This window comes from Mycobacterium sp. AMU20-3851 (genome assembly GCF_043974665.1).
Classification (GTDB): Bacteria; Actinomycetota; Actinomycetes; order Mycobacteriales; family Mycobacteriaceae; genus Mycobacterium.
On record NZ_CP146371.1, the window covers coordinates 2,837,145 to 2,862,890 of the forward strand.

Annotated in this window: 23 protein-coding genes; 8 read left to right on the top strand and 15 right to left on the bottom strand. The window is 69.0% G+C overall.

The genetic code is table 11. From position 1 onward, the window contains the following. Nucleotides 1-304: 304 nt before the first annotated feature. The 3 genes from V4U86_RS13650 to V4U86_RS13660 all read left to right on the top strand — a co-directional run bounded on the left by V4U86_RS13650 (nucleotide 305) and on the right by V4U86_RS13660 (nucleotide 3,276). Nucleotides 305-1,435, top strand: a complete 1,131-nt coding sequence (locus tag V4U86_RS13650) for an NAD(P)H-dependent amine dehydrogenase family protein (protein ID WP_395311726.1) — start codon at nucleotides 305-307, stop codon at nucleotides 1,433-1,435. Between the two features lie 63 nt (nucleotides 1,436-1,498). Next, nucleotides 1,499-2,755: a TetR/AcrR family transcriptional regulator gene (locus V4U86_RS13655; protein WP_395311727.1), complete on the top strand. Its 1,257-nt coding sequence runs from the start codon at nucleotides 1,499-1,501 to the stop codon at nucleotides 2,753-2,755. Between the two features lie 56 nt (nucleotides 2,756-2,811). Then, complete coding sequence (locus tag V4U86_RS13660) at nucleotides 2,812-3,276, top strand: RDD family protein (RefSeq protein ID WP_395311728.1); 465 nt, start codon at nucleotides 2,812-2,814, stop codon at nucleotides 3,274-3,276. On the opposite strand, the gene V4U86_RS13665 is transcribed toward V4U86_RS13660, so the two are convergent. Next, on the bottom strand, nucleotides 3,269-4,666 hold the full coding sequence (locus V4U86_RS13665) for a GntP family permease (RefSeq protein ID WP_395312037.1): 1,398 nt from the start codon (nucleotides 4,664-4,666) through the stop codon (nucleotides 3,269-3,271). The genes V4U86_RS13660 and V4U86_RS13665 overlap by 8 nt on opposite strands. 14 nt (nucleotides 4,667-4,680) lie before the next feature. Continuing rightward, the gene (locus V4U86_RS13670) at nucleotides 4,681-5,181 is read right to left on the bottom strand and encodes a gluconokinase (protein WP_395311729.1); all 501 of its coding nucleotides are present in this window, start codon (nucleotides 5,179-5,181) and stop codon (nucleotides 4,681-4,683) included. 121 nt (nucleotides 5,182-5,302) lie between these two features. Between V4U86_RS13670 and V4U86_RS13675 the strand changes: the two genes are divergently transcribed. Then, nucleotides 5,303-6,016: a FadR/GntR family transcriptional regulator gene (locus V4U86_RS13675; RefSeq protein ID WP_395311730.1), complete on the top strand. Its 714-nt coding sequence runs from the start codon at nucleotides 5,303-5,305 to the stop codon at nucleotides 6,014-6,016. Between the two features lie 8 nt (nucleotides 6,017-6,024). After that, a complete protein-coding gene (locus V4U86_RS13680; RefSeq protein ID WP_395311731.1) occupies nucleotides 6,025-6,903 on the top strand; it encodes an SCO6745 family protein in 879 nt (292 codons plus the stop codon). Nucleotides 6,904-6,914: 11 nt separating this feature from the next. Here V4U86_RS13680 and V4U86_RS13685 read toward each other — a convergent pair whose 3' ends face one another. The 4 genes from V4U86_RS13685 to V4U86_RS13700 form a co-directional block, all read right to left on the bottom strand. Continuing rightward, a complete protein-coding gene (locus V4U86_RS13685; RefSeq protein WP_395312038.1) occupies nucleotides 6,915-7,241 on the bottom strand; it encodes a YnfA family protein in 327 nt (108 codons plus the stop codon). Nucleotides 7,242-7,339: 98 nt separating this feature from the next. After that, on the bottom strand, nucleotides 7,340-9,346 hold the full coding sequence (locus tag V4U86_RS13690) for a phosphotransferase (RefSeq protein WP_395311732.1): 2,007 nt from the start codon (nucleotides 9,344-9,346) through the stop codon (nucleotides 7,340-7,342). Between the two features lie 45 nt (nucleotides 9,347-9,391). Further along, a complete protein-coding gene (locus V4U86_RS13695) occupies nucleotides 9,392-11,302 on the bottom strand; it encodes a primary-amine oxidase (RefSeq protein WP_395311733.1) in 1,911 nt (636 codons plus the stop codon). Between the two features lie 51 nt (nucleotides 11,303-11,353). Further along, nucleotides 11,354-12,865, bottom strand: coding sequence for a carboxylesterase/lipase family protein (locus V4U86_RS13700; protein WP_395311734.1), 1,512 nt, complete (start codon nucleotides 12,863-12,865; stop codon nucleotides 11,354-11,356). 76 nt (nucleotides 12,866-12,941) lie between these two features. On the opposite strand from V4U86_RS13700, the gene V4U86_RS13705 reads away from it, so the two are divergent. After that, on the top strand, nucleotides 12,942-13,631 hold the full coding sequence (locus tag V4U86_RS13705) for a hypothetical protein (RefSeq protein ID WP_395311735.1): 690 nt from the start codon (nucleotides 12,942-12,944) through the stop codon (nucleotides 13,629-13,631). A 9-nt stretch (nucleotides 13,632-13,640) separates the two neighbouring features. On the opposite strand, the gene V4U86_RS13710 is transcribed toward V4U86_RS13705, so the two are convergent. Next, the gene (locus V4U86_RS13710) at nucleotides 13,641-14,000 is read right to left on the bottom strand and encodes a hypothetical protein (protein ID WP_395311736.1); all 360 of its coding nucleotides are present in this window, start codon (nucleotides 13,998-14,000) and stop codon (nucleotides 13,641-13,643) included. A 133-nt stretch (nucleotides 14,001-14,133) separates the two neighbouring features. On the opposite strand from V4U86_RS13710, the gene V4U86_RS13715 reads away from it, so the two are divergent. After that, nucleotides 14,134-14,469: an RNA polymerase-binding protein RbpA gene (locus tag V4U86_RS13715; RefSeq protein WP_073855077.1), complete on the top strand. Its 336-nt coding sequence runs from the start codon at nucleotides 14,134-14,136 to the stop codon at nucleotides 14,467-14,469. Between the two features lie 84 nt (nucleotides 14,470-14,553). On the opposite strand, the gene V4U86_RS13720 is transcribed toward V4U86_RS13715, so the two are convergent. Genes V4U86_RS13720 through cobN form a run of 7 tightly spaced genes read right to left on the bottom strand, consistent with a single transcriptional unit; the run spans nucleotide 14,554 to nucleotide 24,208 of the window. Further along, a complete protein-coding gene (locus tag V4U86_RS13720) occupies nucleotides 14,554-15,318 on the bottom strand; it encodes a polyprenol monophosphomannose synthase (protein ID WP_395311737.1) in 765 nt (254 codons plus the stop codon). Continuing rightward, nucleotides 15,315-17,090 carry an apolipoprotein N-acyltransferase gene (gene lnt / locus V4U86_RS13725; RefSeq protein ID WP_395311738.1) on the bottom strand — a complete coding sequence of 592 codons (1,776 nt, stop codon included), beginning with the start codon at nucleotides 17,088-17,090 and terminating at the stop codon, nucleotides 15,315-15,317. The genes V4U86_RS13720 and lnt overlap by 4 nt, the downstream gene beginning before the upstream one ends. Before the next feature lie 3 nt (nucleotides 17,091-17,093). Then, on the bottom strand, nucleotides 17,094-18,704 hold the full coding sequence (locus V4U86_RS13730) for an amidohydrolase (RefSeq protein WP_395311739.1): 1,611 nt from the start codon (nucleotides 18,702-18,704) through the stop codon (nucleotides 17,094-17,096). 12 nt (nucleotides 18,705-18,716) lie between these two features. Further along, the gene (locus V4U86_RS13735) at nucleotides 18,717-19,247 is read right to left on the bottom strand and encodes an FxsA family protein (RefSeq protein ID WP_395311740.1); all 531 of its coding nucleotides are present in this window, start codon (nucleotides 19,245-19,247) and stop codon (nucleotides 18,717-18,719) included. A gap of 51 nt (nucleotides 19,248-19,298) precedes the next feature. Then, entirely contained in the window at nucleotides 19,299-20,192 is an 894-nt protein-coding gene (purU, locus tag V4U86_RS13740; RefSeq protein WP_395311741.1) for a formyltetrahydrofolate deformylase, read from the bottom strand. Nucleotide 20,193: 1 nt separating this feature from the next. Beyond that, nucleotides 20,194-20,577, bottom strand: a complete 384-nt coding sequence (locus tag V4U86_RS13745) for a PPOX class F420-dependent oxidoreductase (protein WP_395311742.1) — start codon at nucleotides 20,575-20,577, stop codon at nucleotides 20,194-20,196. Nucleotides 20,578-20,608: 31 nt separating this feature from the next. After that, nucleotides 20,609-24,208 carry a cobaltochelatase subunit CobN gene (cobN, locus tag V4U86_RS13750; RefSeq protein WP_395311743.1) on the bottom strand — a complete coding sequence of 1,200 codons (3,600 nt, stop codon included), beginning with the start codon at nucleotides 24,206-24,208 and terminating at the stop codon, nucleotides 20,609-20,611. A 377-nt stretch (nucleotides 24,209-24,585) separates the two neighbouring features. On the opposite strand from cobN, the gene V4U86_RS13755 reads away from it, so the two are divergent. Further along, nucleotides 24,586-25,536, top strand: a complete 951-nt coding sequence (locus V4U86_RS13755) for a TauD/TfdA dioxygenase family protein (RefSeq protein WP_395311744.1) — start codon at nucleotides 24,586-24,588, stop codon at nucleotides 25,534-25,536. Between the two features lies 1 nt (nucleotide 25,537). On the opposite strand, the gene V4U86_RS13760 is transcribed toward V4U86_RS13755, so the two are convergent. Further along, the gene (locus tag V4U86_RS13760) at nucleotides 25,538-25,729 is read right to left on the bottom strand and encodes a hypothetical protein (RefSeq protein ID WP_395311745.1); all 192 of its coding nucleotides are present in this window, start codon (nucleotides 25,727-25,729) and stop codon (nucleotides 25,538-25,540) included. Nucleotides 25,730-25,746: the final 17 nt, after the last annotated feature.

A 25,746-nucleotide genomic window follows, 5' to 3' on the forward strand; every position in this document is an offset into this window, starting at 1 on the left:
CCCGGTGAACGACGTCAGGCCAGCAGGTGCAGCCACGGCCCAGCGCGCGCCGAGCACAAAGTCCCCCCGCCGCCCGGGCGTCCGGGGAGCTCGTGGTCTACAACCTAATGTTTGATTCGGAAGCTACAGCCCGCATTGTTCGACGGTCAAGAGCCGGCGGCCGGAAAGAATAGGTTTGACTACAGTGTCAGCGACTTTCACGGCCGACCGCCGGACTGTCCTGCTACTGCGCGGTTCGGGGGTTGTGCAACAAAAGTTAGGTTATAGTCGCGAGACTCTCCGAGGTCGACCGTGAGGAGTTGGCGTGGGTGTGACGCCTGTGCAGCCGGTACCGAAGCGGGTGGTGGTGTGGTCGACCGGCGGGGTCGGCGCGATCGCCGTCGACGCGGTGCTGAACAGACCCGACCTCGAGCTGGTCGGCGTGTGGGTGCACAACCCGGACAAGGACGGCCGCGATGCGGGCGAGTTGGCCGGCGGCCCGCCCGTCGGGCTTGCGGCGACGCGGGACGCCGACGCGCTCATCGCGCTGCGGCCGGACTGCGTCGTCTACGCCGCCAGCGGACCGGAACGTGACGCCGGTGCCCTGCCGGACTACGAGCGGCTGCTCGCCGCCGGCATCAACGTGGTGTCGACGACCTCGACCAGTCTGCTGTACCCACCGTCCTATTTCCTGCCCGACTGGCGTGACCGGCTGGATGCCGCCGCGCGCGAGGGCGACGCCTCGCTGTACGTGTCCGGGGTGTTCCCCGGTTTCGGCTCCGACCAGCTGGCCCTGCTGTTGTCCACCCAATCGAAGAAGATCCGCACCGTCACCGCGACCGAGATCTCGCTCAACGATCACTACCCGGTGGCCGACGTCATGATGGACGGCATGGGTTTCGGCCGCAGGCTCGATTTCGAACCGATGCTGAAGACCCCGGGATTCATCGAGCTGGCCTGGAACGCACCGATCCGGTTGATCGCCGAGGGACTTGGCGCCCAGATCGAGGAGATCCGGGGCACCTTGGACCGCGAGCCGACCGACCGCGATATCGAGGTCGCGTTCGGCACCATCGAGGCGGGAACGTGTGGCGCGGTGCGTACCCGTGCGGCCGGGGTGATCGACGGACGGGAAGCCATTGTGCTGGTGCACATCATCCGGATGTCCCGCGATGTGGCGCCGAACTGGCCCGCCTCCCAGACCGATGCCACCTATCGCGTCGACATCGACGGTGATCCCGACATCCACTGCGAGATGACCCTCGGCGAGGCCGAAGGACACGGTGCCGGGCGCGCCGCGATGGCGGCGACGGCCATGCGGGTGGTCAACGCCGTCCCCTACGTCATCGAGGCGAAGGCCGGGCTGCTCACCTGCCTGGACATGCCGAACACCCTGCCGCGGCATGTCTTCGAAATAACGTGCTGCTCGCTGGAGGAGACGGCATCCGACATTTGATAACCTTTGCGTTCGCAAAGTTCAGCCTGTCGGTGCCGACGGGACGATGGCCGTGGAGGTGGCGTGGCGATTGAGCAGCCCGCCGAGAGTTCCCGGCGCGCGGAGATCCTGCAGACCGCAGAGACGCTGATCGCCTCCTCGGGCCTGCGCACCTCGCTGCAGGAGATTGCCAGTGCCGCAGGCATTCTCACCGGTAGTCTGTACCACCATTTCGAATCTCGGGACGATCTGCTGGCCGAACTCGTGCGGCGGTACCACGCCGATCTGACCCGCGCGGGCGAGCTCGGCCTGACCCGGCTCGATGCGCATGATTCGGCCACGGTGAAGGACCGGGTCGTCGAGTTGGGTGCCGACATCGCGCGCTGCGCGGTGCGCAACCGGGCTGCCTTGCAGATGTCGTTCTACGAGGCACCGACGGAAAGCCCGGTCCTGGTCGAGATGCTCCGCCATCCCCCGAAATCGCTGCAGGACGCGATGGTCCAGACGTTGCGCGCGGGACGGTGGAGCGGCTACGTGCGGTCCGATCTGGACCTGGCCGTGGTTGCCGACCGCATCTGCCAGTCCATGTTGCACGTCGGCCTCGATGTCATCCGCAGGGACGCCGAGGCCGACAAGGTGGCCGAGGCACTGTGCGGCATCATGTTGACCGGCTTGGCGGCCCGAAGCGGCAGCGATGCCGAGCTCGACGGCTCACCGGCGCTGGCTGCGGCCGACGAGGTGATCGCCGGCTGGTCCGCAGACGGGCTGACAGCGCGCGGCGACAAGGCCGCCCACGTCCGTAACGCGGCACGTACCGTCTTCGGCCGCAAAGGGTTCGAAGTCGCCACCATTCGCGATATCGCGACCGAGGCGGGCCTGAATCCGGCCACCGTCTACCGGATCATCGGATCGAAGGACCAACTGCTCGCCTCCATCATGCGGGATTTCGGCGAGAAGACCGTCACGGCTTCGGTCGCGGTGATGGGCTCGGAGTCCACCGCGGTGCAGAAGCTGGACGCCATCAGCTGGATCTTCATCAATGCCGTCGAACAGTTCCCGGATGAGTGGAAGATCCAACTGGCCTGGATGCGCCAGTCGCCGCCGGACAGTCCGAATCCCGGTTATGCGTTCGCCAGTCGGATGGAGCAACTGGAACAACTGTTGGCCGCCGGTGCCCGGGCGGGTGATCTGCGGATCGATGCCGCCCCGCTGGATGTGTTGGCCCGGTGCGTGATGGACGTGCTCTGGGTGCCGGGCAACATCATCGCCGGCATCGGCACCGCTGCCGCACTGAGGCTGGCACGGGACACCGTGCTGCGCGGAATCGCCCGGCGGATTTGAGATCCGCCCGGGTTTCACCCCATACCGGCATTGGCCGCACGGGTAAGTTCGCAGGCATGAGCACCGGTGGATTCGATCCGTACCCGAGTACCTACAGCGCAACCGGCGGGAAGCCCGGTGGCCTCGCCCGCCGCTTCTTCGCCCGTGTCATCGACGGCGTCCTCGTCGGCATCGTCGCGTTCGTGTTGGCGTTCTTCACCGACACGTTGTCCAACATCTGGGTGACCGGCCTGTTCACCGGGCTGCTCACCTTCGTCTACTTCGTCGCCTTCGAGGTCGCCCAGGGCTCGACCCCGGGCAAGAAGATCCTCGGGTTGTCCGTGCACGGTCCCGGCGGGGCGAAGCCCACGCTGCGGGAGTCGGCGATCCGCAACGTGTTCACCTTGCTGCCGATCGTCCCGTTGATCGGCGGCCTGCTCGGGGTCATCGCCATCCTGGTCATCGCGGTGACCATCAGCGGCAGTGCGAGCAAACAGGGCAAGCACGATGAACTCGCCGGCGGCACCCAGGTTCTCAGATGAACAGATCGAGCACCAGGACCACCACGAGGCCGGACACCGAAAGTACGGTCTCCATGATCGACCAGGTCTTGATGGTCTGACCGACGGTGAGCTTGAAGTACTCCTTGACCAACCAGAATCCGGCGTCGTTGACGTGAGAGAAGAACAGCGAGCCCGCACCGACGGCCAGCACCACCAGTGACACTTCGCCGGAACTCATCCCCTCGATCAGGCCGATCATCAACGACGAGGCGGTGATGGTCGCGACGGTCGCCGACCCGGTGGCCAGCCTGATCGCCACAGCGAGGCCCCAGGCCAGCAACAGCACCGAGATGTTGGTGCCTTCGGCCAGATTCTTGAGTGCGGTACCGATACCGGTGTCGACCAGCACCTCCTTGAACCCACCGCCGGCGGCCACGATCAAGATGATCCCGGCCACCGGAGGGAGGCCGGACTCGACGCACTTGGTGATCTCGTCGCGGCTCATGCCGCCGCCGAGGCCGAGGGTCAGCATGCCGACGATCACGGCGATGAGCAGAGCGATCAACGGTGTGCCCAGGGTGTCGAAGATCAGCCGGAACCACTGCCCCTCGTCCTCGATGAAGATGTCGACGAGCGCCTTGCCGAGCATGAGCACGACCGGCAGCAGCACGCTGAACAGCGTGATAGCGAACGACGGCCGGCGGCGCTGCTCCCCCTCGGCCCATTCGTCGGCGGCGAAGGTGTCCGGTGCGCCGACCACCACCCACTTTCCGGCCAGCTTCCCGAACAGTGGACCGGCGACGACGATGGTCGGAATGGCCACGGCGACACCGAGAGCCAGGGTGACCCCGAGGTCCGCGCCGAGGTACCCGATGGCGGCGAGCGGGCCCGGATGCGGCGGGACGAAACCGTGCATCGCGGAAAGGCCTGCCAGGGCCGGGATTCCGATGGTGATCAGGGACAGTCCGGACCGGCGCGCGACCAGGTAGATGACGGGCATGAGCAGCACCAGGCCGATCTCGAAGAACATCGGCAGCCCGATGATGGCGCCGACCAGCGCCATCGCCCACGGCAGCATCCGCGGCGAGGCGCGCCCGACGATGGTGTCCACGATCTCGTCGGCGCCCCCGGAATCGGCCAGCAACTTGGCGAACATGGCGCCCAGCGCGATGAGTATGCCGACGCTGGCGGCGGTCTTGCCGAAGCCGTTGGAGAAGGAGGTCAGCACGGTCGCGAACTCCTCGCCGGCCACCGCCCCCACGGTGACCGCCCCGAAGATCAGTCCCAGGAACGGGTGCAGCTTCACGACGGTGATCAGCACGATGATCACGGCGATGCCCGCGAGGAAGGCGAGCATCAGATGCGGCGTGGACGCGACCGGCTCGACCAGCTTCGGCGGTTCGGCCAGCAGGGTGACGCCGGTGGGCATCGTGAGGTTGCTCATCAGGACTCCAGTCCGGCGCGGGAGACGTACTCGTTGACGATGGAATCGATGCTCTGGCCGACATCGATCGTCAGTCCGGACTCATCGGGGGCCAGCGGTTCGAGGGTTTCGAACTGCGAGGCGAGCAGCGAGGCCGGCATGAAGTGCCCGGGCCGGCTGGCTTGACGGGCCCCGATGATCTCGGGGGTGCCGCTCAGGTGCAGGAACCGCACGGATGGGCAATGCCGGCGCAGTTGATCGCGGTACCGGTGTTTGAGTGCCGAGCAACTCATCACCCCGCCGGTGGCGCAGCGCTCGGCCAGCCACTCGCCGATCGCCTCCAGCCAGGGGTGCCGGTCGTCGTCGTCGAGCGGCTCACCGGCGGTCATCTTCGCGATGTTCGCCGGCGGGTGGAAGTCGTCGGCGTCGGCGAACGGAACCCGGACCCGTTGGGCAAGTGCCGCCCCGACGGTCGATTTTCCGGAACCGGAAACGCCCATCACCACGATTGGTGCCGTCATCTTGCTACCGCCTCCATGTGTCTGGCCTCACATAGCGTGCATCAATCGTCATATTATTGCAAGCAGATCACGAAAAAATCTGCTCATATGTGGTGGCGACGAGCTATGACAGGATGTATCCGTGTCATCCACGCCCAATGTCAGCGCACTGCACGAGAACGTGCTGACCGCGCTGGGCACCGCCGTGGTGTCGGGCAGGTACCCCGCCGGGCAGGTGATAAACCTGGAGCACGTCAGCGCCGAGCACGACGTCTCCCGCAGCGTCGCGCGCGAGGCCGTGCGCGTCCTGGAGTCCATGGGCATGGTGGCCTCGCGGCGTCGGGTGGGCATCACCATCCAGCCATCCGATAAGTGGAATGTCTTCGATCCCAGGCTGATCCGCTGGCGATTGGATTCCGGAGATCGCGCCGCCCAACTCGTCTCGCTCTCCGAACTGCGCCGTGGATTCGAGCCTGCTGCGGCGGCATTGGCGGCCCGGCGGGCCGACCCCCACCAATGCCGCATCATGGCCGCGGCCGTGTCGGACATGGTGATGCACGGACGCTCCGGGGATCTGGAGTCATACCTACAGGCGGACAAGATCTTTCACCGCACGCTGCTGGAAGCCAGCGGCAACGAGATGTTCCGGGCGCTCTACGCGGTGGTGGCCGAGGTGCTCACCGGCCGCACTCATCACGGGATGATGCCCGCCGCGCCCAACCCGGCCGCCATCGCCCTGCACGACGAGGTGGCCCGGGCCATCCGGCTGCGTGACGCAGACGGCGCCGAGCGCGCCATGCGGTCGATCATCGACGAGGCCGCCTCGGCGGTCGCCGACGACGGCGACAGTGATTGACTGTCGGCATGAGCCGACCCACATCCATTGCCCGTCGCCTCTTCGACCGGCTCGAGCCCGTGCACGCGGTGACCTATTTCGCGCCCGAGGCGCGCAGCGCCCTCGACGACCTGGGCTACCGCGGATTCTGGATGGGCTATTTCGCCGCGCGGTCCGCGCCGCTGGGGGCGGTGGCGCCTGAAGTGGTCTCGGCGGTGTTCTACAACTTCGCGCCGTGGCGCGTCGCCAAGGCACTGCCCGCGGCCTGGGAGATCGCCGCCCCGGACACCGTCCTGCGGGTTCGGGAGGACTCCGCGGTGGCCGCCCTGCGCCGCTACGGGTTCACCGACACCGACGCGATCGCCACCGCGGCCGAACTGCTGGCCCGGGCGGCGCGCAACGTCCCGGCCGAGGGCCGGCCCCTGTTCGCCGCGAACCTGGCCCTGCCCTGGCCGGATGAGCCGCTCGCCCGGCTGTGGCACGCCAGCACCCTGCTGCGGGAGCAGCGCGGCGACGGACACATCGCCGCACTCAACGTGTTCGGGATCAGTGGCCGCCAATCCAACGTCCTGCATGCGGCCGCCGACCGGGTGCCCCGGGAGATGATCATGCGCAGCCGCGACTACGACGAGGAACAGTGGCAGCGCCATGTCGCCGAACTTGCCGACCGCGGCCTGCTCGACGGTGCCGGGGCGCTCACCCCCGCCGGGGCCGCGCTCAAAGCGGAGATCGAGGAGGCCACAGATCGACTGGCGCTGTCCGCGTTCGACGAGCTCGACGACGCGGACCTGGACACCCTGTTCGGCACGCTCACCCCGCTGACCCGGTTGGTGGTGGCGGCGGGTGACGTCCCGGCGAGCACCCCGATGGGCCTGGACCGCAGCGACCTGGACAACGACCGCCGCTGAACGATCCCCGGCTACCGGGGTGCGTACATGATCAGCGCCACCCCCAGCAGGCAGACCAGTGCGCCGGAGATGTCCCAGCGGTCCGGTCGGAACCCGTCGGCGACCATGCCCCAGATCAGCGAACCGGCCACGAAGACACCGCCGTACGCGGCGAGCACCCTGCCGAAGTTCGCGTCCGGCTGGAACGCGGCGACGAAACCGTATGCGCCGAGCGCGATCACGCCCGCACCCGCGAACAGCCAGCCCCGGTGTTCGCGCACTCCCTGCCACACCAGCCAGGCTCCCCCGATCTCCAGGACCGCGGCGAGGACGAACAGCAAGGTCGACTTGAGCACCATCACGCGCACCAGCCTGCCGTGAGCGTGCGTGAAATCGGGTAGGCGTGCGGCGTGTCCCCCGCAGACACGCACACTCGCCGAGAAAGGAGGGGAGCCGGCTAGTTGCGGTTCCACTCCAGCCAGCCGACACCGGTACGGCCGTCGGCGGTGCTGACCTTCGCCCAGGCCCGGGGAAACCGGCTGACCCGGCCGTCGATGGAGGTGAGCAGCACCGGCGCGTGTCCCAGGATCTCAGTGGTGTCCACCCGAACCTCGACGGGCGCCATCGTCAGCGCGGCCGCGGCCGGCAGATCGTCGGCGGCGAAGGCGTTTTCCGCGGTGACCGCGGTGAGCTCGACCAGCGGCTGCCCCTCCTGCTGGAGGTAACCGATCCCGATCGGCGGCACACCGGGGATGCGGATGTCCACCCCGTGCAGGTGGGTGCCGTCATCGAGGTGCAGCGCACTCCACGTCCACTCCATGGCCCACCAGTCCCGCACGCCCCAGGAGTGATCGCGTTGACCGGGCACCGCGTTGAGCGGGTACTGACGGCCGTCCACGGTGGCCGTCCCCGTCACCGAGCAGGCGATCTCGTAGCGCGGGGTGATCCGGTACCGGTACGGCGTGCTCACCGAGGTGAACTCCAGATCGAGTCCCACCTCCACCGGCCGCCCCGACTCGCCACGGAGCAGCCCGGCCGGATCGTCGTAGGCCTGGCCCCGGGCGGTCAGGGTCACCCGGTAGCGCTGCAGCGGCACGGTGGCGGACAGCCCCAGGTCGATCTGTTCGGTGCGCACCCTGGCCGGGTCCGCCGGCAGCGGAGCGGCCAGATCGTTGACCGCCACCGTGGGCATACCCGGTCCGCACAGCAACGCGTTGATCCAGGACCGCTGCTGGTTGGGGATCAGGCCGAGCCGCACCCAACCGCCCAAACCCTGTGCGGCATCGACGAAGTCGAAGTACCAGCTCTCATTCCACAGTTCCTCGTCGGTGTGCGCGTGCGGACCCTCGTCGGCCGGATCCGGGGTCAACGGTTCGGGCGCCGCCGCGGCGGGCAGCAGCGCCAGCGCATCGGTGTCCAGTACGTGCGCGCAGTGCCGGGCCAGCATCGTCATGAACATGGCGTCGCCGCGTTCGGTCTGCTCGACCAGCATCGAGGACACGATGGCCATCATCACCCCGAAGAAGCCGGCCCGGCGCACCCCGGCGCGGACGTCGTCCAGGGACAGTGGCGACGTCTCGCCCAGCGCCTCGTGGTAGGCGCGCAGCAACGCGTCGTAATGCTCCCGGCGCACCTCGTCGGGCAGCGCGCAGCCGATGAAATAGGCGACGTCGATCAGCGCCGAGCCGCGGCTGACCGTCTGCCAATCCACCACTGTCAGCGCACGATCCGCTCCCGCCTCGCCGAACAGCATGTTGTCCAGCCGGTAGTCGCCGTGCACCAACCCCTGCACCGTGGCAGCCTCATCGGCGAGGTACTCGTCGAACACCTCCACCAGCCGCTCGCACACCTGCCGGTGCTCCGGGGCGATCCGGTCGCCGAAGCGCTCGGAGAACCCGGCCCACAGCCCCGCCAGCAGCGCCTGATTCACCGGCGCCTCCCGGTTCAACCACGCCGCGTCGGCCAGCGCATCGTCACCGAGCAACGGACCGTGCACCCGGCCCAGCTGCGACAGCGCGAGCAGCGCCTGTTCCGGTGTGGCGCCGCGGATCTCGTCACCGACCACCGCCGGCGCGGCGTCACCGAGTAGCAGGTCGAACGCCCCGGTCTCCGGGTCGTAGGCGTGGTGGTAGCAGGGCGCGAAGGGACTGTGATAATTCCCGTCGCTTCGCTCGCCCCGGACCAAACGTGGCGCGATCTCCGCGTAGAACTTCACCTCGCGCTCGTAGAGGCCCAGTGCGAGCCCGGTGCCCCGGCTGTTCGGGTCGGCGGCGGCGACCTTGAGCACCACCGTCGGCGGTCCGCTCTCGCCGTCGGCGTAGCTCAGTGCGACCCGGTAGCACTCGCTCATCTGGCCGGTGCCGATGCGCTCGAACCGGTGTCCGGTCACCGTGCCGGCCTCCAGTGCGGCGGTCAGCCAGGCGTTGGTCAGGTCGGTGGGGCGTTCGATCAGGGTGAGGTCCACAGAGGCAACCTAGCAGTGGCACCGATCACACATGACAGGTGTCAACTAGCTGTGACACTCCTTGGGGGTGGCAGGCACGTCGAGCGCCGGATTGCGGTCGAAGAACCCGAACGGTTTCAGCCAGAACGACACCACGTCCACCGGCATGACCGGCCAGTCCTCCGGTCGGGTGATGTGGTGGATGCCGAAGACGTACCACAACACCACATCGGTGTTCTCGATGGAGCGATTCGCCTTCGTCCATTCGCCCAGCCCGGTGTCAGCTACCGACTGGTTGACGAATTCCCCCGCAGGCCAGCGTTCCTCGGGATGGTTCGGCGTGACCCACAGCGTATGGCCGATGACGTTGGCGCGGCGCAACACCGGAGAATCGGGGTCGAACATCGCCGGCAGCGCACCGGTGGGCACCAGCTTGTAGGACGGGTGGGTGCCCAGACCGTTGACGACGTTGGTGTTGACCACCTTCCAGCCCCGCTGGGTGGAGAAGTCGACGTCCTGCTTGCCGTCCTGTTCGGTGCGCAGCGCCACATTGCGGCTCACCAGCGACAGTCCGTACGGGTTGTCCGGCCCAGTCGGTTCGGCGAAGGACTCGGACATGTAGACGGTGTTGTCGGTCCCGTCCACATCGAGGTCGAGACGTGCCACCAGGAAGTGCTGATGAAACGGTGCGTAGGTGCGCTCGTCGACCAGGGTGCCATTGGGGTTGGACTGTCCGGCCGCCAGCGGCGTGGTGACCATGATGCCGGTGGCCCGTACCTCGCACTCGATGTTGCCGTCCTGATACAACCGCCAGTACACCAGGTACTCGTAATTGGCCACGGTGACGTGGAATGACACAGTGAGCCTGCGGATCCGGCGTACCTCGGCCCCCGAGTCGTGGTCGACGTGCTTCCACAGCACCGCGCCGTCTTCCTCGTGGATGCAGATCGCGTTGGCGATCGTGTACGGCTGCCCCTTGCTGTTGTGCAGGACCGCATCCAGATAGCGGATCTCGCCCAGGCAGTCGCAGCCCAGTTCCAGAGACTGGGTCATGAAACCCAGTCCCCACTCCCCGATGTCGAATGCCGTGCGACGGTAATGATCGACCGACGAGTCGCGGTAGGGCACCACCATCTCGGCGAACGACAACCGGTGCGCGACCGAGCGTTCTCGGTCGCCGTCCCGGTACCGGACGGTGTGCAGTGTCATCCCTTCGCGGTAGTTGAACCCCACCCGCAGCGACCAGTTCTGCCAGCGCAGCAGGTTGCCGTCCAGGGTGAAGGACGGACCGTCGGGCTGGGTGATGTGCAGCGGTTTGAGCGGCTCCCGGCGCGATGCCGCGCGAATCCGCTCGGGGACGTGTCGAGGCACGTATTCGCCCATCACGGAAGGGATTTCGATGTTCCCGGTGTCCTCGACACGCAGCAGTTCCATGCTGTTGAGATCGATGACACAGTGCAGTCCGCTGACCAGATGCGCGTACGGGTTCATCCCCGGCCCGTCCTTGAGCCAGGTGTCCGACCAGCCGAGCCGCCGGCCGCGGAACTCGTCGGGGATGACCGCGTCGCCGTAGGTCCAGGTGTCCACGAAGACCATGTCGACATCGGTGATGCCGCGGGCCGCCAGCGCGGCCAGGAAGTCCGGGTGACTGCGCAGCATCTGGTCGCACTCGAGGAACTCGTCGACGGTGAAGTTGGGCTGGACACCCGCAAGATGCTCGAACGATTCGGCGCGGCCGTCGGTCAGTGACACCACACTCTTGTAGGTGGCGTTGGCCGCACGGTCCAGGCACACCACGATCGCCCGGCGCGGCGGGGCCGCGCCGCCCGCCTCGAAGTCGGCCAGTGCGCGCTTGTCCGGCTCCGCCATCTCGATGGAGGCGTACCGCCAGCCGTCTCCGACGCCGTGCTCACGGCCCAGGATCTCAGTGACAGCGGTGAATTCGTCGGGGCCGAGGGGATCCAGCGGGTGCACCATCGAACCAAACAACCACAACGGGGGCGGTGGCGCAGCCGTTCGGGCAAGCCGCTACTGCGCGGCCAGGGTGAACCCGTGCCACGCCCGGCGGCGGTCGGCGTCGGGGTCGTAATGCAGCCGGGTCTGCCGGTCGAACACCAGCACCGCGCGCATGCTCTCGTCATAGCGCGGCCAACCCTCACCGGGGCTGCCGGTGCGGCTGAACTCACCCCACCGGGTCTGCACCTCGCGGCTGACCCGGCGCGCCGAGGCGCGGTCGCCGGCGGCGGTGAGCAACCCTCCGAGCCGGGTGCGGTAGATGCCGAAGACGGCGAGCAACTCGGTGGCGTGGGTGGCGCCCATGCCCGACATGTCCAGGATCCGGGGCGCGTAGTCGTAGCGGTAGGCGTAGGTCGGTGCGTAGGCGCTGTGTGCATGGGAGATGTCCCACGCGGCGGTGCCGAAGGTGAAGTCTCCGCCCAGCCGGATACAGGCCGCCTTGCTCGGGTAGCCCGGATAGGCCGACACGATCCGATCCCGGGTCTCCGGGCCGGCGGCGGCCAGCAGCGCCTCGATGCTGGCCTCGTTGGTGGGCAGCAGCTTCAGGAAGCGGGTGAACAACTTGCCCTCGTCGGCGTTGGTGCCGACGATCAACGGCACCCGGTGCGCATTGCCCGCGCGCATGGCCTCGACCGGGTCCTGCGGCAACATCTCGGTGCCCCAGGTCGGTCCGACGGGGAAGGCGCCGGGCATGTCCCGGCCGCCGCGGATCACCAGCTCCCGCAGGGCGGCGACCAATTCGGCCGGGCGCGCGGACATTACGGCCGCGGCGCCGTCCCGCTTGGACGCCCCCAGCACCCCGGCGAACTGTTCGGCGAACGCCGCGGCGGTGTCCGGGCCGCTCTGCATCCCGCTGGCCGGGCTCTGCGAGATAGCCTGCGCGAAAAGCCCACCCGCAGCAGGCACGGCGAGCAGGGTCGCCACCGCGTGCGCTCCGGCGCTCTCCCCGAAGATGGTGACGTTGTCCGGGTCGCCGCCGAACACCGCGATGTTCTCCCGCACCCACTTCAACGCCAAAACCAGATCGGCGAGGAAGAGGTTGTCGTCGATCGGGTGCTCGGGGGTGGACAGCGCCGACAGATCCAGACAGCCCAGCGCGCCCAGCCGGTAGTTGACCGATACGAACACACATCCGCGCCGCGCCAGCGCCACCCCGTCGTACACCGGGGTGGCCGAACTGCCCAGGATGTAGCCGCCGCCGTGGATGAAGAACATCACCGGCAGTGGGCCGTCGTCGTCTGGGTGCTCCGGGGCTACCACGTTGAGGGTCAGGCAGTCCTCGCTCATCGGCTGGTACCTGCCGACCCTGAGCAGCGTGTACATCTTGTCCTGCGGTGCGCAGTAGGTGAATCCGTGGCAGTACCGCACCCCGGGCCAGGGTTCGGCGGGAACCGGCGCACGGTAGCGCAGGGCGCCCACCGGCGGTTTGGCGTACGGGATCGACCGCCAGCGATGCACCCCGTTACGGGTGAATCCCTCGATGGTTCCGGTGTCGATGCGGACCCGGACGGTGTGTTCGTGCATATCGCCGACGTTAGCGAAGATCGCGCGGTTTGCCGCGTCTTGGCGACCCCGCGTCGCGGCCCGCTACCCTGGCCGAATGCGGTTGCTGCTGTTGGTGATGACATCTGCGCTGGTGGTGGGCTGCTCGCAGACATTGGATTCCGACCACTCGACCGCGCGCACTCCCCTGTCTGTCGCGCCACCGAGCACCACCGCCGGCACCAGCACGCCCGCCACCACGACCCCGACGACACGACCGTCCGGTGAGCTCAGGGCCGGCGCCGACATCGGTGCGGTCATCTCCTGGATCGAGGACGGCGCACCGGCCGCGCCGGAGGATTTCGGCACCGTCACCCGCGACGGCACCGGCACGGATCTCGACGGCGGTGTCGCGTTCAGCACCGACACCGTCAACTGCATCAGCACGCCGAAATACCGGGATGGCGCGCTGGCCTGTCTGGTGGACCTCGACGATCCCCCGCCCCGGCCCGCCGACGTGTTCACCGTGTGGAAGGGCAACTGGGTCGACTTCGACGGCAAAGCCGTGGAAATCGGATCCGAGCGCGGCGATCCCGGCCCGTTCGTCGACGGCGAAGGACCGGCGCTGAGCGCCGACTCCTCGCTGGCGTTCGGCGACTACCGTTGCCGGGCGGACACCGATGCGGTGGTGTGCGTGAACTACGCCCAACGCTCCGCGATCCGGATGGGCGCCGACGGCGTCGACGGTTTCGGTTGCCTGACCGAGTCGGCTGCGCCGCCCGGGATCGGGGTCCGGCTGTCCTGCTGAGGCGCAGTGTCAGCGCCAGCCGTCGGCGGCCTTGGCCGCCGCCAGCAGCGCCTCGCACAACTGCCGCAACTCGGCGCCGACGACGCCCTCCTCCGCGGCGGTCGACACGTCCTCGGCCGCGCAGCGCACCTGGTACAGCCGATCGGACAGGTCGGCGGCCTCCTCCGCGGTGAGCACCACCGCATCCGGGGCCACCGAGGTGCCCTTGACCTGGGCGCGTTGTTCATAGGCGCGTTGACGGCAGGATTGGCGGCAATACTGGCGTCGCCGGCCCAGTCCGGCGTCGGGCACCTCGCGGCCGCACCATCGGCACGGCTGGGGCCGGTTGCGCCTTCGCGCAGCGGATGTACCGGGCGTTGCGGAAGTCACGCGCCGACTGTAGACCGCCGGGCCGGAGGTACCCGGCATCTGCCGTATCCTGGTGGATTGAGTCGGGAACTCGGCGTGGGACCGCTGCGTTGACAATCCGGACTGAAATGCGCGTTTTGAAGGGAAGTTGACGATGGCTGATCGTGTTCTGAGGGGCAGCCGGCTCGGCGCCGTGAGCTACGAGACCGACCGCAACCATGACCTGGCGCCCCGCCAGGTGGCGCGCTACCGCACCGATAACGGCGAAGAGTTCGAAGTGCCGTTCGCCGACGACGCCGAGATCCCCGGCACCTGGCCGTGCAAGAACGGCATGGAGGGCACGCTGATCGACGGCGACGTCCCCGAGCCGAAGAAGGTCAAGCCCCCGCGCACCCACTGGGACATGCTGCTGGAGCGGCGCTCGGTGGAAGAGCTCGAGGAGCTGCTGAAGGAGCGCCTCGACATCATCAAGACCCGCCGGCGCGGCTGACACCGCCCGACCGAATATCCCGAGCGTGCGTGATCGCGCGCCGACACCCGGAGTGTCGGCCGCAGACACGCACGCTCGCGGCGTTCAGGGCCTCGTGCTGACTCCCCTGGCCCGGTCCAGCCGCCCCCGCAGACCCCACTCAGCGACCTTGAACATCGCCTCGCGGATGTTCGATCCGCTCATCTTGGACACGCCCAACTCGCGTTCGGAGAACGTGATCGGCACCTCGACCACCGTGAACCCGGCGTTGATGGCCCGCCAGGTCAGGTCGATCTGGAAGCAGTAGCCCTTGGAGTCCACCGCGGACAGGTCGATCTTCTCCAGCACCTCGCGCCGGTAGGCGCGGTAGCCGGCGGTGATGTCGTTGATGTCGACCCCGAGCAGCACCCGGGAGTAGGTGTTCGCGGTCCGGGACAGGGCCAGCCGACGCCACGGCCAGTTACGCACGGTGCCACCGGGCACGTACCGCGAGCCGATGGCCAGGTCCGCGCCGCCGTCCACCGCCGCCAGCAGGCGGGGCAGTTCCTCCGGGGCGTGGCTACCGTCGGCGTCCATCTCGACCAGCACGGTGTACTCGCGGCTCAGCCCCCAGTCGAAGCCGGCCAGATAGGCCGCACCCAGACCGTCCTTGCTGACCCGGTGCATGACGTGGATACGGTCGGGGTCGGCCAGGGCGAGCTCGTCGGCGAGCTGGCCGGTGCCATCCGGGCTGCCGTCGTCGACGACGAGGATGTGCACGTCCGGCAGCGCAGCATGGACCCGCCCCACGATGAGCGGCAGGTTTTCCCGTTCGTTGTAGGTAGGGATGATCACCAGCGTGCGCCGGCTGGGCGACACCTGATCGCTCATGCTGTTCCCTCGTCCTCACTGCCCTCACCGGGCTGTTCATGTTCTGTGCGCTCGTCCGGCGAGCCGCCTCGGGTGCGCGTTCGGGCTCTCTTGCGTACGCGCACGAACCTCCCATTGTGCAGCATGGCGCCGATCACAGCGGCGAGGCCGAATCCCACCAGCACCCACTGCACCACCGGACCCCAATCCGTGGCGAGGGTGATGTTCGATTTCAGCCGCACCGCGTTGTCCAGGTACGCCGGCTCGAAGAACTCCGTGCTCGAGAGGGCATGCCCGTCCGGCGCGATCACCGCGCTGATCCCGGTGGTTCCCGCGACCACCACGTACCGGTCGTGCTCGACGGCTCGCAGCCGGGCGAACGCCAGCTGCTGGGCGCTCATCGCGGCGTCGAAGGTCGCATTGTTCGTCGGCACCGCCAACAGCTGCGCGCCGTTGCGCACCGAGTCGCGGACCGCCCGGTCGAAGATCACCTCCCAGCAGGTGGCCACGCCGATCGGGATGCCCGCCGCCTGCACGACACCGCTACCGTCGCCGGGCTGGAAATAGCCGGCCCGGTCCGCATAGGAGGAAAACCGTTTGAAGAAGCTGCGCCACGGCAGATACTCGCCGAACGGCTGCACGATGCGCTTGTCGTGCCGGTCCTGCGGGCCGGTCTCCGGATCCCAGACCAGCACCGTGTTCGTGGCTACCGGGGAAGACCGGGTGTAGCCGGGCGCGGCCAGCACGGTCCCCACCAGGATCGGCGCCCGGATGGCGCGGGCCGCCTCCGAGATCGAGGCGGCGGCATCGGTGTTGCGCAGCGGGTCGATGTCAGACGCGTTCTCCGGCCAGATCACCACCATCGGTTGGGGGACCCGGCCGGCCCGCACATCCTCCGCCAGCCGCAGCGTCTCGGTGACGTGGTTGTCCAGCACCGCCCGGCGTTGGGCGTTGAAGTCCAGCCCCAGCCGCGGCACATTGCCCTGGACGGCGGCCACCGTCACCGACGGGTGCTCGCCGGCGCCGACCCCGGCCTGGCGGACCCCCGGCCACACCAGCGCGGTGGCGAGCAACACCACGCAGATGCACACCCCGGGCAGCACCGCCTCCGGTCGTGCGGCGTCCGATCCGGCGCCGGGATGTGTGCGCCGCCACCACAGCACGACCTCCAGCACGAGCGCGGTCAGGCTGAAACCGACCAGCGCCACCGCGGCCGATACCAGCGGTGCACCACCGAACTGGGCCAGCGGCAGCAGCGGCCCGTCCGCCTGCCCGAATGCGACCGCCCCCCACGGGAACCCGCCGAACGGGATGCTCGATTTGAGCCACTCCGCGACGACCCACTCCGTGGCGAACCACACCGGCCAGCCGGGCAGGCCGCGGACCAGCACCGCCAGCAACCCGAACACCGCCGGGAACAACGCCTGCAGCAGCGCCAACGCCAGCCACGGGCCGGTGCCGACCAGGCCACCGATCCAGGGCAACAGCGGCAGATAGAAGGCCAGCCCGAACAGCAGGCCGTATCCGAAACCGCCGGCCCGGGTGGTCTGGTTGCGGGTCAGCACCCAGCCCAGCAGTGCCAGCGACGGGAACGCCGTCCACCACCAGCCGACGGGCGGGAAGCTGAGGTACATCAGTGCGCCGCCGGCCAGCGATGCGGCCAGCCGGGTCAGCCGGACCGACAGCGCCCGCCCGGTGGCGCGCAGGAATCGGACGGCCCGGCCGTCGGGGGCGGCTTCCGGGTCGGGCACCCGGGCGTCGGCGTCGGCGTCGGGGGCGTCGACGTCAGCCATGGCTCACCGGTCCTCGAAGAGGACGGTGCCGCGATGGACCGAGCGCAGGCAGCGCGGTAACTCCGCGCCGTCGGTCAACTGCGGCAGCGCAGGCACCCGGGAGCGCGGATCGGTGGACCAGCGTTCGGCCTTCTCGGCCGCCGGGGTGGCCACCGCGAGTTCGCCGGCGTCCCAGATCGCGTACGAGGCGGGGGCGCCGGGGACCAGGGTGCCGGTCATCCCGTCGCGCTTACCGCCGGCCCGCCAGGCGCCGCGGGTGGCCGCCGAGAACGCGGCCCGCGCCGACACTCCGCTGCCCGGGGTGCGGTGGTGGACGGCGGCGCGCACGCCTGCCCACGGGTTCAGCCCGGTGACCGGGCTGTCCGAGCCGAAGGCGAGGGGCACGCCTTGGGATGCTAACAGCGCGAACGGATTGAGCGCCGCGGCCCGGGAAACCCCGAGACGCTGCGCATACATCCCGTCCGGGCCGCCCCAGTACGCGTCGAAATTCGGTTGCACGCTGCCGATCACCCCCCAGGCGCCGAGGTCGGCGGCCTGTTCGGGTGACACCATCTCCAGGTGCTCCAGCCGGTGGCCGCAGCGGGCCACCGCCGGGCCGCCGAAGGTGTCCACCACGACCCGCAGCGCATCGGTGACCGCCCCCACGGCGGCATCGCCGATCACGTGGAACCCGGCGGTGACGCCGGCCTCGGTGCAGGCCAGCAGATGGGCGGTGATGGCCTCACCGTCCAGGTAGGTGTTGCCGCAACTGTGCGGGGCGTCGGCATAGGGCTCGTGCAGCCAGGCGGTGCGCGACCCCAGCGCCCCGTCGACGAACAGGTCCCCGGCCAGCCCGGCCGCGCCGGTCTCACCGATCAGCGCGTGGGCCTGCGCGGCGGTCTGCACGGCCTCACCCCAGTAGCCGGTGACCTCGACCCCGTGCTCGAGTGCGTGCAACGCCCGCCAGTCGTCCAGACCGCCGATGTCGGGGCCGCCGCACTCGTGCACCGCGACGATGCCGTGCCGGGCCGCGGCATCGAGAGCGGCCAGCTGTGCGGCCCGGCGCTGCTCCGCGGTGAGCAGGTCGCGTGCCGCGGCGCGGGCGCGGTGATGGGCGTCGGCGGTCAGCGGGCGTTGCGGATCGAAGCCGGCCGCCTCGGTGAGGCCGGGGGCCGCGGCGCGCAGTGCGCTCGACGCCGCGGCCGAGTGCACGTCGATCCGGGTCAGGTAGGCGGGCCGCCCGCCGAGGATGCGGTCGAGGTCGGCGGTGGACGGCGGGGTCGGATCGGGCCACCCCGACTCGTCCCAGCCCGAACCCCAGATGATGCCGTCGGGTTGGCGGCGGGCGTGCTCGGCCACCAGCGTCAGGCATTGCTCGCGGGAGGTCGCGTGCCGCAGGTCCAGCCCGGTCAGGCTGAGCCCGGTGGCGGTCAGGTGGACGTGGCTGTCCACGAACGCCGGGGCCACGAACGCGCCGTCCAGGTCGATGACCTCGGCGTCGGGAAACTCCGAGCGGGCGGTGTCATCGGCGCCCAGCCACACGACCGCGGCCGCGGGGCCGTCGCTGAATGCGATGGCGGTGGCGTCGGGCGCGGCCGGGCTGTGGACCCGACCGTTGATCAGCAGAGTGGTCACGAAGGTGACAGGTTAATCGCCCGTGGTGCCGCGGCGCTCCAGCACCGTCGGTTCGTACCGATTCCCCGTCGCTCCGCTCGCCTCGACGTCGACGACGTCGATCACCTCGCCTTCCACGTAGTCGACGGGCCGGCGCTGCGGACCGGCCATCCCGGTCGTCATGTAGGTCACCCGCAGCGGTGCGGCGTTGGCCAGTCCCCTACCGACCAGTGCGACGGCGACCGGGCGGGCGATGCGCCGGGTCGGCGGCATCAGCAGGAGGGCGCCCAGCACCGAACTGGCCAGGCCCGGGACGACCACCAGGATCGCCCCCAGCGCGACAAGGGCACTGTCGGTGGCCAGCTCGGACGAGGACGACCGGGAGTTCAGCGCCGCCTGCAGCCGCCGGAGGTGGCGCGCGACCTGCGAGCCGGCCAGGATCAGGCCGACCATGAAGGTGGCGAGCACCGCGAGCACCGTCCAGCCGAAGCCGATGGTGGACACCAGGGCGACCAGCACCGCCAGCTCGACCAGCAGGTAGATCAGGAACAACCGCTTTGCCATGTCAGGACAACGACCGGCACGCGCAGCGGGTTCCTGACGTCAGCCCGTGCGTCAGAAGACCACGGTCTCGTTGTCGTGCCGGACGATCCGGTCCTGGCAATGCCACAGCACCGCCCGGGACAGCACCGCGCGCTCCACGTCGGCACCCAGCCGTACCAGGTCCTCGACGGTGTGGGTGTGGTCGATGCGCACCACATCCTGTTCGATGATCGGTCCCTCGTCGAGGTTCTCGGTGACGTAGTGCGCCGTGGCCCCGACCAGTTTCACCCCGCGTTCCTTGGCGCGGCGATAGGTGTTCGCGCCGATGAAGGCGGGCAGGAAGGAGTGGTGGATGTTGATCAGCGGGGCGCCGACGGCGTCCAGGAACTCGGGGGTGACGATCTGCATGTAGCGGGCCAGCACCACCAGATCGACGTTGCCGCGCAGCAGTTCGAGTTGGCGCGCCTCCGCCTCGGCCCGGGTGTCGCGGGTGGCCGGGATGTGCACGAACGGGACGCCGAACGGGCGGACCTGCTCGGCCAGGTCGGGATGGTTGGCGATCACCATGACCACCGACATGTCCAGTTCCCCGCGGCGGTTGCGCCACAGCAGGTCCAGCAGACAGTGATCGGCGGTGGAGGCCAGGATCGCGACCCGTTTCGGCTTGGCGGCGTCGGTGAACCGGTACTCGATGTCGAAGGCCGGCGCGATCCTGGCGGCGAACTCGCGTTCCAGTTCACCGCCCGCGGCGGCCAGGCCCGGGAGATGGAACACCGTGCGCTGCAAGAAGACTCCGCCCTCGGGCTCGGTGGAGTGCTGGTCCAGCGAGATGATGTTGGCCCCGGCCTCGGTCAGGAACGTCGACACCGCGGCGATCACACCGGAGCGGTCCGGGCAGCGCAACAACAGCCGCCCGATGTCCTTGTGCCTGGTCTGTCGCGAGGGCGCGGGATAACTTCCGGTCATGTCAGGCGGCCGCGCGCAGCTCCAGCGCGACATTGTTCTTCATACCGCCGCGCAATTTCGAGAACACGTTGAACACCTTGCCGATCAGTCCGTAGCGGCGGCCGATGCCGTCATAGACGCGGCCCACCGCGGACTGCTCCAGGATCGCGGCGGTGGCCTCCACCTCCTCGCTCTTGGGGTTGCCGCTGCGGTCACACACCGCCACCGTCACCCGCGGGGTGTTGCGAATCCGCTTGACCTTCCAGGACTTCGCCTGGGTGATGACCAGCAGGCGGTCACCGTCGGGGACGGCCCAGATGGCGGTCGGCTTCGGCCTGCCGTCCTTGGTGAACGTGGTCAGCAGGACGTAGTCGGCCTTGGCGACATCGGAAAAGGTGAGAGCCATGCTGTGAATCCTATGTCGGCTGCAGGTGTGCTCAGCCTTCGAGTTCACCCTCGGTCTCCAGCAGCACCTGCTTCAAACCGTCGAGGGTGGCCGGCTCCGGGGCCGCCCACATCCCGCGGCCGGCCGCTTCCAGTAGCCGCTCGGCCATCCCGTGCAGCGCCCACGGGTTGGATTCGGACATGAACTTGCGGTTCTCGCCGTCGAGCACGTAGCTCTGGCTGAGCTGCTCGTACATCCAGTCCGACATCACATGCGCGGTGGCGTCGTAACCGAACAGGTAGTCGACCGTGGCGGCCATCTCGAATGCGCCCTTGTAGCCGTGCCTGCGCATGGCGTTGATCCAGCGCGGGTTGACCACACGGGCCCGGAACACCCGCGTCGTCTCCTCGTTGAGGGTGCGGGTGCGCACCGCATCCGGGCGGGTGTTGTCCCCGATGTAGGCGGCCGGGTCCTTGCCGGTCAGCGCGCGGACGGTGGCGATCATCCCGCCGTGGTACTGGAAATAGTCGTCGGAGTCGGCGATGTCGTGCTCGCGGGTGTCGGTGTTCTTGGCCGCGACCGCGATCCGCCGGTACTGGCGGCTCATATCGTCGGAGGCCGGTGCCCCGTCCAGGCCGCGGCCGTAGGCGAACCCACCCCACGCGGTGTAGACCTGCGCCAGGTCGGCGTCGTCTCGCCAGTTGCGGCTGTCGATGAGTTGCAGCAGGCCCGCTCCGTAGGTCCCCGGTTTGGAGCCGAAAATCCTTGTGGTGGACCGTCTTTCATCACCATGCTCGGCCAGGTCCGCCTGGGCGTGGGCACGCACGAAGTTGTCCTGCGGGCTCTCGTCGAGGCCGGCCACCAGCGCCACCGCATCGTCGAGCATGGTCACCACGTGCGGGAAGGCATCCCGGAAGAATCCGGAGATGCGCACCGTCACGTCGATGCGGGGCCGGCCGAGTTCGGCGAGGTCGATCGGCTCCAGGTTCACCACCCGGCGCGAGGCGTCATCCCACACCGGCCGCACCCCGAGCAGGGCCAGCACCTCGGCGATGTCGTCGCCGGCGGTCCGCATTGCCGAGGTCCCCCAGACCGACAGGCCGACCGAGGACGGCCAGTCGCCGTAGTCGGCGCGGTAGCGCTCCAACAGCGAATCGGCCATCGCAACACCGGTTTCCCAGGCCAGCCGGGACGGGACCGCCTTGGGGTCCACCGAGTAGAAGTTGCGGCCGGTGGGCAGCACGTTGACCAGTCCGCGCAGCGGCGAACCGGACGGTCCGGCCGGGACGTAATGCCCGTCCACCGCCCGCAGCACCGCATCGATCTCGCCCGCGGTACCGCGCAGCCGCGGCACCACCTCGGTGGCGGCGAACCGCAGGATCTCGGCGACCACGGGATCGTCGGTCAGCCGCTCGACGGCCCCGGCGTCCCAGCCGCTGTCCTGCAGCCCGGCGACCAGTGCGCGGGCGGCTTCCTCGGCGGCGTCGACGCTGGTGCGTTCGTCGGTACCGTCCTCGATCAGCCCGAGCGCCTGGCGCAGACCGGGCACCGTCTGCTCCCCGCCGAAGAGCTGGCGGGCCCGCAGGATGGCCAGCACCAGATCGAGTTCGGCCTCCCCGTGGGGGGCTTGGCCCAGGATGTGCAGGCCGTCGCGGATCTGCACATCCTTGATCTCGCACAGCCAGCCGTCGACGTGCAGCAGCATGTCGTCGAAGGAATCCTCGTCGGGCCGGTCTTCCAGCCCGAGGTCGTGGTCCATCTTGGCCGCGCGCATCAGCGTCCAGATCTGCTGACGGATGGCCGGCAGTTTCGACGGGTCCAGCGCCGAGACGTTGGCGTGCTCGTCGAGCAGTTGCTCGAGACGGGCGATGTCCCCGTAGGTTTCGGCGCGGGCCATCGGCGGGATGAGGTGGTCCACCAGGCTGGCATGCGCGCGGCGTTTGGCCTGGGTGCCCTCGCCCGGATCGTTGACCAGGAACGGGTAGATCAGCGGGAGGTCACCGAGCGCGGCATCGGTGCCGCACTCGGCGCTCATCCCCAGCGTCTTTCCCGGCAGCCATTCCAGGTTGCCGTGCTTGCCGAGGTGGATGACGGCGTCGGCCCTGAAGGTCCCGCCGAACTGGCCGTCCAGCCAGCGGTAGGCGGCCAGATAATGGTGGCTCGGCGGCAGGTCCGGGTCGTGGTAGATGGCCACCGGGTTCTCGCCGAACCCGCGCGGCGGCTGCACCAGGATCACCACGTTGCCCGAATGCATTGCCGCGATGACGATCTCGCCATCGGGGTCTCGGCTGCGGTCGACGAACAGCTCACCCGGGGGCGGGCCCCAGTGCGTCACCACCGCATCGGCCAGCTCGGCAGGCAGGGTGGCGAACCAGCGTCGGTAGTCGCTCGCGGACACCCGGATCGGGTTGAGTGCCAACGCCTCTTCGGTCAGCCAGTCGGGGTCCTGTCCGCCGCGCTCGATGAGCGCGTGGATCAGGGCGTCGCCGTCTTCGGCGTCGACGCCCGGGAATTCGCCGATGTCGATGCCGTGCGAGTCCATGGCCCGCAGCAAGGCCACCGCACTGGCCGGGGTGTCCAGGCCCACGGCGTTGCCGATGCGCGCATGTTTGGTCGGATAGGCCGAGAACACCAGAGCGATCTGCTTGTCGGCGGGACTCACGTGGCGCAGGCGCGCGTGCCGGACCGCCAGCCCGGCCACCCGGGCGCAGCGTTCCGGGTCGGCGGTGTAGGTGATCAGGCCCTCGTCGTCGATCTCCTTGAACGAGAACGGGACCGTGATGATGCGACCGTCGAACTCGGGCACCGCGACCTGGGTGGCGACATCGAGCGGCGAGAGGCCGTCGTCGTTCTCCGACCACTTGGCCCGCGAACTGGTCAGGCACAGCCCCTGCAGGATCGGCACGTCGAGGGCGGCCAGATGCGCGACGTTCCAGCTGTCGTCGGTCCCGCCGGCCCCCACGGCCGCCGGGGTGGCACCCCCGGCGGCGAGCACCGTGGTGACGAGCGCATCGGCCGTGCCCAGCAGGTCGAGCAGTTCGGGTTCGGCCGTGCGTAGCGAAGCGCAGTACACCGGCAGCGGACGCCCGCCCGCTTCGGTGATCGCATCGCACAGCGCGCTGACGTAACCGGTGTTGCCGGCCAGGTGCTGGGCTCGGTAGTAGAGCACCGCGACGGTCGGGCCGGTGCCCGTGTCGCCCGCGGGTTCCGGACGCTCCAGCACGCCCCAGTTCGGGATGGTCACCGGTGGGTCGAAACCCTCGCCGGTCATCAGCAGGGTGTCGCTCAGGAAACGATGCAGATTCGCGACGTTGTTCACCCCGCCCTGCGCCAGGTAGATGTGGGCCTGCAGTGCGACACCGGCGGGGACCGTCGAATGCCGCATCAGTTCGGCGTCGGGTGACTGCTCCCCCGACAGCACGACGGTCGGGACCCCGCTGGCCACCAGGACGTCGATACCGTCCTGCCAGGCGCGGTAGCCGCCCAGGATCCGCACCACCGCGATCTCGACGCCGTCCAGGAGTTCGGTGAGTTCGCGGGTCGGATAATCGTCGACGAGCCGGGACGGATTCGCCCATCGGTAGTCCGAGCCGCTGGCGCGGGCGGTGATCAGATCGGTATCGGACGTCGACAGCAGCAGCACACTCGGCACTGGCCATTTCTACCCCACCAGCCGCTTCGAGCGGCCTGCCGGTCAGCGTTCGGAACGGCTCCACCGGCCGTACCAGGAGTCCTGGTACGGCGTGCAGATGGCGGCGACCACCAGGACCACGCCAAGTGCGATTGCGATCAATGAGGCCATGACGTCGCCTCCTCTCAAAGGGGTACCGGCGGTACCGGGTTGTCTGGAAATCTAGCCCGCACCGGCCCCGTGACCCGCATTCTGTGCGTGAGCAGACATCGCGCGAGAAGCTGTGGCCGATGTCACACCGCGGCCCGTTCCAACACGCCGACCTCGACGTTTGGCGAGTTCGGATCGCCGCCAGCGAAACCGTTTACGGCCCCGGCGGGAACTGGCGCAATGGAGCCATGACCCATCGCAACGGCCTGAATGTCGTCAAACTCGGCGCCCGGATCGGCGCCCGCGTGGACGGGGTGCGCATCAGCGGTGACCATCGCGACCTCGGTGACGACGAGGTCACCGCCATCAACGCCGCCCTGCTGGAGCACAAGGTGATCTTCTTCCGCGGCCAGCACCATCTCGATGACGAGCAGCAGTTGGCTTTCGCGCGCCGGCTGGGCACGCCGACCACCGCGCACCCGACGGTGACGTCGCGCGGCGCGCGGATCCTGCCGATCGATTCCCGCTACGACAAGGCCAACAGTTGGCACACCGACGTCACCTTCGTCGACCGCATCCCGAAGGTGTCGCTGCTGCGGGCGGTCACCCTACCCAGCTATGGCGGCACCACCACCTGGGCATCCACCCGCGCGGCCTACGAGGAGCTGCCCGCACCGCTACGGGCACTGGTGGAGAACCTGTGGGCGGTGCACACCAACACCTACGACTACGCCGCGGATTTCGATGGCCGACACGAGCAGTTGAGCGACACCACCCGCGAGTACCGCGAGGAGTTCATCTCCGAGTACTTCGAGACCGAGCACCCGGTGGTGCGGGTGCATCCGGAGACCGGTGAACGGGTGCTGTTGCTCGGGCACTTCGTGAAACGGTTCGTCGGGCTGGGTGCCCACGAGTCCGCCACGCTGTTGAACCTGCTGCAGGCGCGGGTCACCAAGCTGGAGAACACCGTCCGGTGGAGCTGGGAGCCCGGCGACCTGGCGATCTGGGACAACCGGGCCACCCAGCACTACGCGGTCTCCGATTACGACGATCAGTTCCGGCGGCTGAGCCGGGTCACCCTGGCCGGTGACATCCCGGTCTCGGTGCAGGGTGAACGCAGTCGCGTCGTCGCCGGTGATGCCTCCGGCTATTCGGCGGTGGTCGATCCGGGATTGGGGCGTGCCGCCAGGGCCAGTTGATCTAGAGGCGGCCCATCTCGCGCGACAGCAGCGCATCCTCGATGAACGGGTACCGCTTGCACTCGTGTTTTTCCTCGTACTCGAACATTGCGTGGGCCCTCTCCCCGGCATGGTGCACCGCATCGGTGAGGCGGTGCAGATCGGGGCGTGGCAGGTGTGGCCGCTGAGCCAGATATGGTGTGAGATCGGACATTTCGAGTCCTCCTAGAT